The sequence below is a fragment of the Pseudomonas sp. LBUM1674 genome (assembly GCF_059695635.1).
Genome location: NZ_CP166779.1, coordinates 4,864,151 through 4,878,139, shown reverse-complemented (window position 1 = coordinate 4,878,139; position 13,989 = coordinate 4,864,151). Strand labels below are relative to the sequence as shown.

The 13,989-nt window shown below is 61.3% G+C and carries 9 protein-coding genes; 7 read left to right on the top strand and 2 right to left on the bottom strand.

From position 1 onward, the window contains the following. The first annotated feature begins 3 nt into the window (after positions 1-3). The 6 genes from ACA067_RS22460 to ACA067_RS22435 all read left to right on the top strand — a co-directional run bounded on the left by ACA067_RS22460 (position 4) and on the right by ACA067_RS22435 (position 10,490). Positions 4-1,731 (top strand): autotransporter assembly complex protein TamA, encoded by a 1,728-nt coding sequence (locus ACA067_RS22460; protein WP_497458550.1) that lies wholly within the window; start codon positions 4-6, stop codon positions 1,729-1,731. Next, positions 1,728-5,402 carry a translocation/assembly module TamB domain-containing protein gene (locus ACA067_RS22455; protein ID WP_497458549.1) on the top strand — a complete coding sequence of 1,225 codons (3,675 nt, stop codon included), beginning with the start codon at positions 1,728-1,730 and terminating at the stop codon, positions 5,400-5,402. Before ACA067_RS22460 ends, ACA067_RS22455 begins: the two co-directional genes overlap by 4 nt. Positions 5,403-5,639: 237 nt before the next feature. Continuing rightward, positions 5,640-6,113 (top strand): MarR family winged helix-turn-helix transcriptional regulator, encoded by a 474-nt coding sequence (locus ACA067_RS22450; RefSeq protein WP_497458548.1) that lies wholly within the window; start codon positions 5,640-5,642, stop codon positions 6,111-6,113. Next, the gene (locus ACA067_RS22445) at positions 6,110-7,579 is read left to right on the top strand and encodes an efflux transporter outer membrane subunit (RefSeq protein WP_497458547.1); all 1,470 of its coding nucleotides are present in this window, start codon (positions 6,110-6,112) and stop codon (positions 7,577-7,579) included. Before ACA067_RS22450 ends, ACA067_RS22445 begins: the two co-directional genes overlap by 4 nt. A 15-nt stretch (positions 7,580-7,594) precedes the next feature. Beyond that, positions 7,595-8,797: an HlyD family secretion protein gene (locus ACA067_RS22440; protein WP_497458546.1), complete on the top strand. Its 1,203-nt coding sequence runs from the start codon at positions 7,595-7,597 to the stop codon at positions 8,795-8,797. A 163-nt stretch (positions 8,798-8,960) separates the two neighbouring features. Next, positions 8,961-10,490, top strand: coding sequence for a DHA2 family efflux MFS transporter permease subunit (locus ACA067_RS22435; protein ID WP_497458545.1), 1,530 nt, complete (start codon positions 8,961-8,963; stop codon positions 10,488-10,490). A 258-nt stretch (positions 10,491-10,748) separates the two neighbouring features. Here ACA067_RS22435 and lpxH read toward each other — a convergent pair whose 3' ends face one another. Next, a complete protein-coding gene (gene lpxH, locus ACA067_RS22430; RefSeq protein WP_497458544.1) occupies positions 10,749-11,501 on the bottom strand; it encodes a UDP-2,3-diacylglucosamine diphosphatase in 753 nt (250 codons plus the stop codon). Further along, positions 11,498-12,001 (bottom strand): peptidylprolyl isomerase, encoded by a 504-nt coding sequence (locus tag ACA067_RS22425; protein ID WP_497458543.1) that lies wholly within the window; start codon positions 11,999-12,001, stop codon positions 11,498-11,500. The genes lpxH and ACA067_RS22425 overlap by 4 nt, the downstream gene beginning before the upstream one ends. A gap of 279 nt (positions 12,002-12,280) precedes the next feature. Between ACA067_RS22425 and ACA067_RS22420 the strand changes: the two genes are divergently transcribed. Next, positions 12,281-13,981, top strand: coding sequence for a glutamine--tRNA ligase/YqeY domain fusion protein (locus ACA067_RS22420; RefSeq protein WP_497458542.1), 1,701 nt, complete (start codon positions 12,281-12,283; stop codon positions 13,979-13,981). Positions 13,982-13,989: the final 8 nt, after the last annotated feature.

Here is a 13,989-nt window from a genome sequence, read left to right as displayed (position 1 = left end):
CCTATGAAGTTTCCAGGAAGATTTACCAGCGGCGTGCTGATGCTGATCACCAGCTGCGCGGCGCTGGCGCAAAGTGAATTGGATGTGCGGATCAAACCGTCCAACGATGAACTCAAAGCCAATATAGAGGGCTATATAGGCAGCCTCGGCGATCGCGACGAGGAAGCCTTGCTGCGTTTCAGTCGTGGTGCCGAGGAACAGGCGCGCAAGGCGGCCCAGGCCCTGGGTTATTACCAGCCACAGATCGACAGCGACGTGAAGGGCGGCAAGACGCCGCGCCTGGTGCTGAACATCGATCCCGGCGAGCCGGTGCATTTGCGCAATGTCACCCTTCGCGTTGAGGGTCCGGCCGCGTCCCTTAAATCCTTTCGTGTGCCCAAGAGCGCTGCGCTGAAAACCGGCGCGGTGCTCAACCACGGGCATTACGAAGACGCCAAGCGCCTGATCCAGAATCAGGGGTCGCGCTACGGTTTTTTCAGCGGACGCTTTACCCGCCAGAAACTGGCGGTAGACCCGCGAGCCGGCGTGGCCGACATCGAATTGGTCTACAACAGCGGCCCACGTTATTCCCTGGGCAAGGTCAGCTTCGAAGGTGACACCCCCTTCGATGAAGACTTGTTGCAACGCATGGTGCCGTTCAAGGCGGGCGCACCCTATGACTCCGAACTGATCGCCGAACTCAACCAGGCGCTGCAATCGAGTGGCTATTTCGAAGGGGTGCGGGTCGATGCGGCGCCGACCGCGTCCAAGGACAATGTGATCCCGGTGGACGTCAAGCTCGACACCCGCAAGCCGCGGACCATGGGCCTGGGCGTGGGCTACTCCACCGACGTCGGCCCACGGGTCAAGGCCAACTGGACCCGGCATTGGGTCAACCCCCAGGGGCACAGCTACGGCTGGGAAACCGAAGTCTCGGCGCCACGGCAAAACGTCGGGCTGTTCTACGACATTCCGCTGGACCCGCCGCTGACCGACAAACTGCGCTTCGCCGGCGGCTATCAGTATGAAGAAATCGCCGATAAGGACAGCCTGAGCAAACTGTTGACCCTCGGTCCCGAGTGGCACAGCAAGTTGCCCAGCGGCTGGCAACGGGTGGTGTCGCTCAAATGGCAACGGGAAGAGTACCGACTCGGCGACGACTCGGGGCTCAGCACCTTGCTCATGCCCGGCGTCAGTTATTCCTATCTGAAAAGCGACAACCGTATCGACCCGCACAATGGTTATCGCCTGGCATTCGAAACCAAGGTCGCCAAGGAGGGCTTGGGGTCCGATAACAATCTGCTCTACGGCACGGCGTTGGTGAAGGGCTTGACCACTGTCTTCGACAAACACCGTTTGCTCGGTCGGGTACAGGTCGGCGGCAGCGCCACCAACGGCTACAAATCGGTGCCGCCGTCGTTGCGGTTCTTCGCCGGTGGCGATCAGAGCGTGCGCGGTTACGATTATCAGAGCCTGTCCCCGGAAAACTCCAACGGCGACCGCATCGGCGGTCGTTACATGGTGGCCGGCAGCGTCGAGTATCAGTATTCCGTCGCCGAAAAATGGCGGGTGGCGACCTTCATCGACCAGGGCAACTCCTTCAATACACTTGAACTGCCGAACCTCAAGACCGGCGTCGGTATCGGCGTGCGCTGGGTGTCGCCGGTGGGGCCGATCCGCCTCGACCTGGCTCACGCGATGGACGACGACGGCGGCATTCGACTGCACTTTTCCATGGGGCCTGAGCTGTGAAGCGTGGTTTGAAAGTAACGCTGCTGGCGATCCTGGCGCTGTTGATGGTGGTCGTCCTGACGCTGGCCACGGTGTTGGGCACGGTGACCGGCAGTCGCTGGGCGCTCGGGTTTGTGCCGGGGCTGACCGTGGAGAATTTCCAGGGCCGCCTGGGCGGGCAATGGAGCGCCGACCATCTGCTGTGGCAGCAGGACAGCAGCCGGGTTGAGCTGAGCAAGGCGATTTTCGCCTGGTCGCCGTTGTGCCTGACGCGCATGACCCTGTGCATCGAGCAATTGCAGGCGGACCAGGTCAGTCTGCAATTTCCGCCGGGCGAGGAAGATCAGAGCAGCGGCCCCATCACGCTCCCGGACCTGACATTGCCACTGGCGATCGAGTTGGGCGATGTCCGGGTCGGCAGCCTGCTGTTCAATGGCAGCGAAGAGCTCAAGGGCCTGCAACTGGCGGCGCACTGGACCGAAAAAGGTTTGCAGATCGACTCCGTGCATCTGCAACGGGATGAGCTGAGCCTGAATCTTTCCGGCCTGCTGCAACCCTCTGGCAACTGGCCGCTCAACGCCGAAGGCAAACTGACCCTGCCGTCGCCGGGCACCGAACCTTGGGCGCTGGCCCTGAAGGTCGACGGCGACCTGCTGAAAACCCTTAACCTGAAAGCCGAGAGCAGCGGCTATCTGAACGGACAACTGACTGGAGAATTGCAACCACTGGTGGAAAACCTGCCGGCCAAGGTGCGGATCACCGCCGACGGCTTCAAACCCAGTGCCGACCTGCCGGACACCCTGCAACTCAATCAGCTGGAACTCACCGGCGACGGCGACCTGAAACAGGGTTATCAGCTGCTCGGCAAGGCCACGCTGCCCGCCGAGCAAGGCCCGGTCGCGTTGTTGCTGCAAGGCAAGGTCGACGCCAATGGCGCGCAGATCGCCGGTCTGGACCTGACGGCCAACGACAAGCAAAGCCTCAAGCTCACCGGGCTTCTGGACTGGAGCAAAGGCCTGAGCGCCCAGGCGAAAGTCGATTGGCTGGATTTCCCCTGGCACCGCCTCTATCCGCTGATCGACGAACCGGAAGTGGCGTTGCGCAGTTTCAACGGTGAAGTCTCCTACACCGACGGTAAATACCTTGGCAACTTCAAGGCGGCACTGGATGGCCCGGCCGGGGCCTTCAGCCTGAACAGCCCGTTCGCCGGCGACCTGACGAAAATCTACCTGCAACAAATCCAGCTCGAAGCCGGGCAGGGCAAGGCCCAGGGACATCTGAACCTGCAATTTGCCGATGGCATTGCCTGGGACACCGCGCTGGACCTGTCGGCGATCAATCCGGCGTACTGGGTCGCGGAGTTGCCGGGCACCCTGGCCGGGCCATTACGCAGCAAAGGCGAGCTGAAGAATGAAAAGCTCAGCCTCAATGCCGACCTGGATCTGAAGGGCAAGCTGCGCGGCCAACCGGCCGTGATCCAGGCCAAAGCCGATGGCGGCGGCGAGCAATGGAACCTCAGCGCACTGCAGATTCGCCTGGGCGACAACAGCATCAATGGCAAGGGCAGCCTGCAACAGAAACTGACCGGCCAGATCGACATCAAGCTGATGCGCCTGGCGCAGCTCTGGCCGCAACTGCGCGGTCAACTCAATGGCCGCGTCGATCTCGCCGGCACGCTCAAGGCACCGCAAGGCAAACTCGGGCTGCAAGGTACGCAGCTGGCATTTGAAGACAATCGTCTGCAAAGCCTGAACCTGGACGCGACGCTCGACAACGCGCAACGGGCGAAAATCGATCTCAAGGGCAGCGGCATCCAGGCCGGGGACACCTCGCTGGGAACGCTGACCGCCAGCGGCCAGGGCGACATCAAGAACCAGAAGCTGACCCTCGATCTGCAAGGACCGAAGCTGAAGCTGGCGCTGGGCGTTGACGGTACGCTGGACAAAGGCAACTGGCGCGGACGTCTGGCCAGTGGCCTTATCCAGGCCGGTGGTCAGGACTGGAAGCTGCAAGGCCCGGCGAAGCTCGAACGGCTGGCGGACGGCAAGGTCAACTTCGGCGCCCATTGCTGGATGTCCGGCCCGGCCAGCCTGTGCGGTGAAGACCAGCGCTTGATGCCGGAGCCAAAGTTGCGTTATCACCTCAAGCAATTCCCGATCGACAGCCTGGCGCAGTGGTTGCCGAAGGATTTTGCCTGGAAGGGCCGGCTCAACGCTGACCTGCAACTGGACATGCCCGCCAGCGGCCCGAATGGTCAGATCAGCATCGATGCCAGCGGTGGCACCCTGCGCGTGCGGGAGAAAGATCAGTGGCTGGACTTCCCGTACCAGACCCTGAAACTGACCAGCAAACTCACGCCCAAGCGCATCGACACCGACCTCAACTTCGTGGGCGGCAAGCTCGGTGAACTGATGGTGCAGGCACAGATCAATCCGTTGCCCAAGGACAAGCCGCTGACCGGCTCTTTCCGTTTGACCGGGCTGGACCTGTCCGTGGCGCGGCCATTTGTGCCCATGGTCGAGAAAATGACCGGGCGCTTGAATGGCAGCGGCACGATTTCCGGTGCACTGCTGGCCCCTCAGGTCAACGGCAGTGTGCTGCTCAGTGACGGTGAGATTTCCGGGGCTGAACTGCCGATGGAGCTTGAAGCCCAGCAGTTGCGGGCGGTGATTGCCGGCGAAACCGTGCAATTGGATGGCAGCTGGAAAAGCGGCAAGACCGGGCAGGGCAGCTTGAATGGCGACATCGCCTGGGGCCAGGCGCTGGTGGTGGATCTGGTGCTCAAGGGCTCGCAGTTGCCGGTGACCGTCGAGCCGTATGCCAAGCTGGAAATGGCGCCGGACCTGAAGATCTCGATGAAGGACGACAAACTGTCGGTTGCCGGCAAAGTGCGGGTGCCCAAGGGGGACATCACCGTGCGCGAGTTACCGCCGTCGACGGTCAAGGTCTCCGACGACACGGTGATCATCGGCCAGCAGACCGAAGAGGGCAAACCGCCGATGGCCATGGCGATGGACATCGATGTGGTGGTCGGCGAAGAAAAACTCAGCTTTGCCGGGTTTGGCCTGACTGCCAACCTGCAAGGGCATGTGCACATTGGCGACAACATGGACACCCGCGGCGAGCTTTGGCTCAACGACGGGCGTTACCGTGCCTACGGCCAGCGGCTGACAGTGCGCCGGGCTCGTTTGCTGTTTGCCGGTCCCATCGACCAGCCCTACCTCGACATCGAAGCCATTCGCCAGACCGATGACGTGATCGCCGGGATTCGCCTGAGTGGCAGCGCCGAGCAGCCGACCACGCAAATCTTCTCCGAACCGGCCATGAGCCAGGAACAGGCGTTGTCCTATCTGGTGCTGGGCCGTCCGCTGAGTACCAGCGGTGAAGACAACAACATGCTCGCCCAGGCCGCCCTCGGGCTGGGCCTGATGGGCAGTTCGGGGGTGACCAGCGGCTTGGCCAAGAGCCTGGGTATTCAGGACTTCCAGCTCGATACCGAAGGCAGCGGCAACGAAACCAGTGTGGTGGCCAGCGGCAATATCTCCGAGAAACTCAGCCTGCGTTATGGGGTTGGCGTGTTTGAACCGGCCAACACTATTGCCTTGCGCTACAAGCTGAGCAAGAAAGTCTACCTCGAAGCCGCGGGTGGTGTGGCCAGTTCGCTGGACATCTTCTACAAGCGGGATTTCTAAGCCCCGTTCCCTTCCGGAAATTGAGTCACCCCCATCGCGAGCAAGCTCGCTCCCACAGGTTCAATGTGATCCCTGTGGGAGCGAGCTTGCTCGCGATGGCGTCGGCGTGGACGCCACATAATCCGGCGCCTTTTATCAGGGAAATAGCAAGCAACCTAACTATTACATTGACATTCGCTGCCTAGGCAGTAACATCTCGACATACATTCTCTGCCTAGGCAGCTAATTGGTGGTCAGATGAAACATTTCACCCCGGACGAATTCCAGCATTGCCATCTCGGCCTCCTGCTCGGGCGCGCGGCGCTGCTCAAGGACCGGATCATCGACACCCACATGGAACCCCACGGCATCACGTCCGCGCAGTTCAAAGTGCTGATCATCATGGCCCAGTTCGGCGTCGATACCCCGGCCGAGCTCTGTCGTCACCTGTCCCTGGACAGCGGTTCGATGACACGCATGCTCGACCGTCTGGAACAGAAAGGCTTCCTCGCCCGCCAACGTTCCGCGGCGGACCGCCGTCAGGTGCAGTTGGTGCTGACTGAAGAGGGGCTGAAGCTCGCCGACCGCCTGCCACACATCGGCGCCGACGCCATGAATGAGCTGGCCGGCGCCATCACCCCGGAAGAACTGAACACCCTGGAACAGATCCTGAAGAAAATCCTGGTGGCAGCCGGTGACTCGATCACCCTGCTGCGGGTAGGTGACAAATGAACAGTAAAACCTTGCGCACCGGCCTCAGCCTGGTGCTGTTGGCCATGAGCCTGGCCGGTTGCGCCAGCTACAGCGGCCTGAATACCGAAGGCGTCAGCCTCGAGGCGAAAAACCTCAAGGCCGGACAATCTCTCAGCGGCGTGACCCTGTCGCCGGCGGCCTGGCCGAAAAACGACTGGTGGAAAAGCCTCGGCGACCCGCAGCTCGACGGTCTGATCCGTGAAGCCCTGCACGACAGCCCGGACATGCAAATCGCCGACGCCCGCGCCCATCAGGCCAGCGCCGCCGCTTACGCCGCCGACGCCGAGCGCATGCCGACCCTCGATGCCAGCGCCGGCGTCAGCCGCTCGCGCCTGGCCCGCGATCAAGACCCGAACGGGCAGGGTGATGCCTACTCCACCGTGCGCAACATCGGCGCCAGTTTCAATTACAACTTCGACCTCTGGGGTGGCCAGCGCGACGCCTGGGAAGCCGCATTGGGCCAGGCCCGTGCCGCCGAAGTCGACCGGCAGGCGGCGCAGTTGACGCTGGCAGCCGACGTCGCCCGTGCCTACAGCGATCTGGGGCAGGCGCACATCGTCCATGACCTGGCCAGCGAAGACCTCAAGCGCACCGGACAAATGCTCGACCTGAGCCAGCGTCGCTTGAGTTCGGGGATCGACAGTCAGTACCAGTTCCAGCAGACCGAAAGCCTGCAAGCGTCCTCCCAAGCCAGCCTGATCGACGCCGAAAAACGCCTGCAAAGCGCGAAAATCGCCTTGGCCGTCTTGCTCGGCAAAGGTCCTGATCGCGGTAATGACATCGTCCGGCCGAACATCCTCCAGGCCAGTGCCGTGGCACTGCCATCGGTGCTGCCGGCCGAGCTGCTCGGTCGTCGTCCGGACCTGGTGGCGGCACGCTGGCGGGTCGAGGCGGCGAGCAAGAACATCGACGCCGGTAAAACCCGCTTCTACCCCAACCTCAACCTGAGTGCCGCGGCCGGGGCCGAGTCGTTGCTGGGCGATGCGATGTTTGGTTCCGCGAGTCGTTTCTTCAACATTGCGCCGACGATTTCCGTGCCGATTTTCGACGGCGGTCGCCTGCGTGCCGACCTCGATGCCCGCGACGCCGATTACGACCTCGCGGTGGCGCAATACAACAAAAGCCTGGTCAAGGCCTTGGGCGATGTCAGCGACACCATTAACCAGTTGCGCGATATCGGCCGGCAGATCGGCGCCCAGCAACACGCCACCGATATTGCCCAGCAGTCATACGACACCGTGGTCCAGCGCTACGGTTCCGGCATCGGCAACTACCTGGACGTGCTCAGCATCGAGCAGCAATTGCTCCAGGCCCAGCGTCAGCTGGCGAGCCTGAATGCCGAGCAGATCGACCTGTCGATTCAACTGATGCAGGCGCTGGGTGGCGGTTTTCAGGGCGAAACCCTGACCGCCGCCAACCCGACCCCAGCCACGCAGCACAACTAATTCAAGGTATTCGTCATGGCTACTGCCGACACAACCCAAGCCCCTGACACCCCCCAAGACACGAGCAATCAGCGCAAGCGCAAACTCATGCTGGTGGTCCTGGCGCTGATGGTGATACTCACCGGTCTGGGTGCCTGGGGTTATCACCACTTTTACGGGCGCTGGAACGAAAGCACCGACGACGCCTATGTGAACGGCAACGTGGTGGAAATCACCCCGCTGGTCACCGGCACTGTGGTCAGCATCGGCGCCGACGATGGCGACCTGGTCCATGAAGGCCAGGTGCTGATCAACTTCGACCCGAACGATGCCCAGGTCGGCCTGCAAAGTGCCCAGGCCAACCTCGCTCGCACCGTGCGCCAGGTGCGCGGCTTGTACAGCAACGTCGACGGCATGAAGGCCCAGGTCAATGCGCAACAGGCGGAAGTGCAAAAGGCCCAGGACAACTTCAATCGCCGCAAGAATCTGGCGGCTGGCGGGGCGATTTCCCAGGAAGAGCTGTCCCACGCTCGCGACGATCTGACCTCGGCGCAAAACGCCCTGGCCAACGCCAGGCAGCAGCTTAAAACCACCAGCGCCTTGGTGGATGACACGGTGGTGTCGTCCCATCCGGATGTGATGTCTGCCGCCGCGCAATTGCGTCAGGCCTACCTGAACAATGCACGCAGCACCTTGATCGCGCCGGTCACCGGTTACGTCGCCAAGCGCACCGTGCAACTCGGTCAGCGCGTTCAGCCGGGCACGGCGCTGATGGCGGTGATTCCGCTGGATCAACTGTGGATCGACGCCAACTTCAAGGAAACCCAGCTGCGTGACATGCGCATCGGCCAACCGGTGGACATCGAGGCCGACCTGTACGGCAGCGACGTGAAATACAGCGGCACCATCGACAGCCTCGGCGCCGGCACCGGCAGCGCCTTTGCCTTGTTGCCGGCGCAAAACGCTACCGGTAACTGGATCAAGATCGTCCAGCGGGTGCCGGTGCGGATCCACATCAATGCCGAAGAACTGGCCAGGCACCCGTTGCGGGTCGGCCTGTCGACCCAGGTCGATGTGAACCTGCATGACCAGAGCGGCCCGGTGCTGGCACAACAGCCGCCACAAAAGGCTTCGTTCAGCACTAACGTCTACGACCGTCAGTTGGCCGAAGCCGACGCGATGATCGCCCAGTTGATCCACGACAACAGCGCCGCGGTCAGCAAAACCGCGCAACGCTGACTCGCCATCACACCGACCTTGTGGGAGCGAGCTTGCTCGCGATAGCGGTGGATCAATCAACAAAGATGTTGAATGTTAATCCGCCATCGCGAGCAAGCTCGCTCCCACAGGGTCAGCTGCGCCTGTAAAGGGCGCAGCGTCAGCCAGTTTCACGGGATTTGCGATGAGCAATAACGCGTCTTTCACGCCGCCCAGCCTGCTGCTCAGCACCATCGGCCTGTCGCTGGCGACCTTCATGCAGGTGCTCGACACCACCATCGCCAACGTGGCGCTGCCGACGATATCCGGCAACCTCGGCGTGAGTTCGGAGCAGGGCACCTGGGTCATCACCTCGTTCGCGGTGAGCAACGCGATTGCGCTGCCATTGACCGGTTGGCTCAGCCGCCGCTTTGGTGAAGTGAAGCTGTTTCTCTGGGCGACCATTCTGTTTGTGCTGGCCTCGTTTCTCTGCGGCATTTCCACCTCGATGCCTGAGTTGATCGGCTTTCGGGTGCTGCAAGGCCTGGTGGCCGGCCCGTTGTACCCGATGACCCAGACGCTGCTGATTGCGGTCTATCCACCGGCCAGGCGCGGCATGGCCCTGGCGTTGCTGGCGATGGTCACGGTGGTCGCGCCGATTGCCGGCCCGATTCTCGGCGGCTGGATCACCGACAGCTACAGCTGGCCATGGATCTTCTTTATCAACGTACCGATCGGGATTTTCGCGGTGATGGTGGTGCGCCAGCAACTCAAGGCGCGGCCGGTGGTGACCAGTTATCAGCCGATGGATTATGTGGGGTTGATCACCCTGATCATCGGCGTCGGGGCGTTGCAGGTGATCCTCGACAAGGGCAACGACCTGGACTGGTTCGAGTCGAACTTCATCCTCATCGGTGCGGCCATTTCGGTGATTGCGCTGGCGGTGTTTGTGATCTGGGAAATGACTGACAAGCACCCGGTGGTCAACCTGCGGTTGTTCGCGTATCGCAATTTCCGTATCGGCACCATTGTGCTGGTGGGCGGTTATGCCGGGTTTTTCGGGATCAACCTGATCCTGCCGCAATGGCTGCAGACCCAGATGGGCTATACCGCGACCTGGGCCGGTCTGGCGGTGGCGCCAATCGGGATTCTACCGGTGCTGATGTCGCCGTTTGTCGGCAAGTACGCGCACAAGTTCGACCTGCGCTTGCTCGCCGGACTGGCGTTCCTGGCCATTGGCTTGAGCTGTTTCATGCGCGCCGGGTTCACCAACGAAGTGGACTTCCAGCACATCGCCCTGGTGCAGCTGTTCATGGGCATCGGCGTGGCGCTGTTCTTCATGCCGACCTTGAGCATTCTGATGTCGGACCTGCCACCGAGCCAGATCGCCGACGGCGCCGGCCTTGCGACCTTCCTGCGGACCCTGGGCGGCAGTTTTGCGGCGTCGCTGACTACCTGGATCTGGATTCGCCGGGCGGATCAACACCATGCCTATATGAGCGAAAGCATCAGCACCTATGAGCCGGCGACACGGGATGCGCTGAATGCGCTGGGCGGGGCGAGTAATCAGGCCTATGCGCAGCTGGACCATGTGCTGACCAGTCAGGCGTACATGCTCTCCACCGTGGATTACTTCACGTTGCTGGGGTGGGGGTTCATGGGGTTGATCCTGCTGGTGTGGCTGGCGAAACCGCCGTTTGCGGCGAAGGCGGGGCCTGCGGCCGCCGGCCATTAAGCCCGGATTGCCGACAATCCCACTGTAGGAGCTGGCTTGCCAGCGAAGGCGGCGTGTCAGGCGATATCAAGCTGACTGATACGACGCCTTCGCGGGCAGCCTGTTCTGGTCAAGTAATCCCGAAAATCCGATTGCACCGTAGAACCCATGTGGGAGCGAGCTTGCTCGCGATGGCGGATTCACATTTAACATCTTTGTTGACTGATCCACCGCTATCGCGAGCAAGCTCGCTCCCACAAGGGTTTAGGTATTTGTCTGTCAGTTTGCAGGTGCCGCCAGTTGTGGCGGAGGGGCGAAGTCGAACGGCGCCAACGCAAACCCTTGCTCATCCACCTGCAACGCCCAGCCCTGACGATCCCAATCCCCCAGCACGATACGCCTGGCCGCCTGCTCGCCAATCTGCAACTTGTGGATGGCGGGGCGGTGGGTGTGTCCGTGGATCAAGGTCTTCACGCCATGGGCCTGCATCACCCGCGGCACCTCGTCTGGCGTGACATCGACGATGTCGTTGGCCTTCATTCGCGTCTGCGCACGGCTTTCACTGCGCAGCTTGCGCGCCAGTTTCTGCCGGGTGCCCAAGGGCAGATGCCGCAGGACGAACAGGGTGATCGGATTACGCAGATAGCGACGCAGCTTCATATAGGCTTCGTCGCGGGTACAGAGGCTGTCGCCGTGCATCAGCAGCACCGGCTCGCCTGCTAGCTGCACGACACTCGGGTCCTTCAGCAATGTACAGCCGGCCTGTTTGCAGAAGGCCTGGCCGAGCATGAAGTCGCGATTGCCGTGCATCAGAAAAATGGCCGTGCCGCTGTCGCTGAGGTCGCGCAGGGCCTGGCAGATGGAACGCTGGAAGGCGGTCATGGCATCGTCGCCAATCCATGCCTCGAAAAAATCGCCCAGGATGTACAACGCACTCGCCGAGCGGGCGCGCCCGGCGAGCAAATCCAGAAACGCCCGGGTAATGTCCGGGCGCTCCTCTTCCAGATGCAAGTCTGAAATCAGCAGTATCACTCAATGATCTCGGCTTTCTCGATGATCACGTCTTCTGCAGGTACGTCCTGGTGGCCGGACTTCATGGTGGTGGAAACACCCTTGATCTTGTCGACCACGTCGGTACCGGCAACGACTTTGGCGAATACCGCGTAGCCCCAGCCCTGAGTGGTCTTGGCGCTGTGGTTCAGGAAGCTGTTGTCAGCCACGTTGATGAAGAACTGGGCGGAAGCCGAATGCGGCTCCATGGTGCGGGCCATGGCGACGGTGTACTTGTCGTTCGGCAGGCCGTTGTCGGCTTCGTTCTGGATGCTTGGGCGCTTGTCTTTCTTTTCTTTCATGCCTGGCTCGAAACCGCCGCCCTGGATCATGAAGTTACCGATGACGCGGTGGAAAACGGTGTTTTCGTAGTGACCGGCTTTGACGTACTCGATGAAGTTGGCAACGGTCAGCGGTGCCTTTTCAGCGTTCAGTTCCAGGAGGATGTCGCCATGGTTTGTTGTCAGTTTGACTTGGGTCATGATCGTGAACTCTTTTTGGGAGATGCGTTTTCAGGGAATTCGTGGGTTCAGGGGCGTTACAGCCCTCAACCGGTCCGGCCAATGTTGGCCAAGGTGCGCAGTTTAGCGCGACAGGCGCGAATTTCGAGGCCGTTTTTCATTTGCATCCGATTAAATGCAGCCGTTTTCGGGCCTGCTCTGTCAGCGACTTCACAGCATCGGCTATGATAAGCCCCTTTGATTTATAACCGCCGCTTTGATTTGGCCAACTGGCCGCGCACTTGTACGTTCAAGGATCCTATGAGCAAGCCCACTGTCGACCCTACCTCGAATTCCAAGACCGGCCCTGCCGTGCCGGTCAATTTCCTGCGCCCGATCATCCAGGCGGACCTGGACTCGGGTAAGCACACGCAGATCGTCACCCGTTTCCCGCCTGAGCCCAACGGCTACCTGCACATTGGTCACGCCAAGTCGATTTGCGTGAACTTCGGCCTGGCCCAGGAATTTGGCGGCGTCACGCACCTGCGTTTCGACGACACCAACCCGGCCAAGGAAGACCAGGAATACATCGACGCGATCGAAAGCGACGTCAAATGGCTGGGCTTCGAATGGTCCGGTGAAGTGCGCTACGCCTCGCAGTATTTCGACCAGTTGCACGACTGGGCCGTTGAACTGATCAAGGCCGGCAAGGCCTACGTCGATGACCTGAGCCCTGAACAGGCCAAGGAATACCGTGGCAGCCTGACCGAGCCGGGCAAGAACAGCCCGTTCCGCGATCGCTCCGTGGAAGAAAACCTGGACTGGTTCGCCCGCATGAAGGCCGGTGAATTCAAGGATGGCGCACGCGTGTTGCGGGCCAAGATCGACATGGCCTCGCCGAACATGAACCTGCGCGACCCGATCATGTATCGCATCCGTCACGCTCACCACCACCAGACCGGCGACAAGTGGTGCATCTACCCGAACTACGACTTCACCCACGGTCAGTCGGACGCCATCGAAGGCATCACCCACTCGATCTGCACCCTGGAGTTCGAAAGCCATCGTCCGCTGTACGACTGGTTCCTGGACGCTCTGCCAGTACCGGCGCACCCGCGCCAGTACGAGTTCAGCCGCCTGAACCTGAACTACACCATCACCAGCAAGCGCAAGCTCAAGCAACTGGTCGATGAAAAGCACGTGTTCGGCTGGGACGATCCGCGCATGTCCACGCTGTCGGGCTTCCGCCGCCGTGGCTATACGCCTGCGTCGATCCGCAATTTCTGCGATATGGTCGGCACCAACCGTTCTGACGGCGTCGTCGATTTCGGCATGCTCGAGTTCAGCATCCGTCAGGATCTGGACCAGAATGCTCCGCGCGCCATGTGCGTGCTGCGTCCGTTGAAGGTGGTGATCACCAACTACCCGGAAGACCAGGTCGAGAACCTCGAACTGCCGCGTCATCCGCAGAAAGAAGAACTGGGCGTGCGCAAGCTGCCGTTCGCCCGTGAAATCTACATCGACCACGATGACTTCATGGAAGAGCCGCCAAAAGGCTACAAGCGCCTGGAGCCGAACGGCGAAGTGCGTCTGCGCGGCAGCTACGTGATCCGCGCCGACGAAGCGATCAAGGACGCCGATGGCAACATCGTCGAACTGCGTTGCTCCTACGATCCGGAAACATTGGGCAAGAACCCTGAAGGCCGCAAGGTCAAAGGTGTGGTGCACTGGGTGCCGGCGGCTGCAAGCGTCGAGTGCGAAGTGCGTCTGTACGATCGTCTGTTCCGTTCGGCCAACCCTGAGAAGGCCGAAGACAGCGCCAGTTTCCTGGACAACATCAACCCTGACTCGCTGCAAGTTCTCACCGGTTGTCGTGCTGAACCCTCGCTGGGCAACGCACAGCCGGAAGACCGTTTCCAGTTCGAGCGCGAAGGTTACTTCTGCGCGGATATCAAGGACTCGAAACCGGGCGCTCCGGTATTCAACCGTACCGTGACCTTGCGTGATTCGTGGGGCCAGTGATTCAAGGA

Excerpts from the sequence above, each read along its gene's own strand:
- ACA067_RS22460 (WP_497458550.1), top strand. The coding sequence starts at position 4 with ATGAAGTTTCCAGGAAGATTTACCAGCGGCGTGCTGATGCTGATCACC.
- ACA067_RS22450 (WP_497458548.1), top strand. The coding sequence starts at position 5,640 with ATGAAACATTTCACCCCGGACGAATTCCAGCATTGCCATCTCGGCCTC.
- ACA067_RS22445 (WP_497458547.1), top strand. The coding sequence starts at position 6,110 with ATGAACAGTAAAACCTTGCGCACCGGCCTCAGCCTGGTGCTGTTGGCC.
- ACA067_RS22440 (WP_497458546.1), top strand. The coding sequence starts at position 7,595 with ATGGCTACTGCCGACACAACCCAAGCCCCTGACACCCCCCAAGACACG.
- ACA067_RS22435 (WP_497458545.1), top strand. The coding sequence starts at position 8,961 with ATGAGCAATAACGCGTCTTTCACGCCGCCCAGCCTGCTGCTCAGCACC.
- ACA067_RS22425 (WP_497458543.1), bottom strand. The coding sequence starts at position 12,001 with ATGACCCAAGTCAAACTGACAACAAACCATGGCGACATCCTCCTGGAA.
- ACA067_RS22420 (WP_497458542.1), top strand. The coding sequence starts at position 12,281 with ATGAGCAAGCCCACTGTCGACCCTACCTCGAATTCCAAGACCGGCCCT.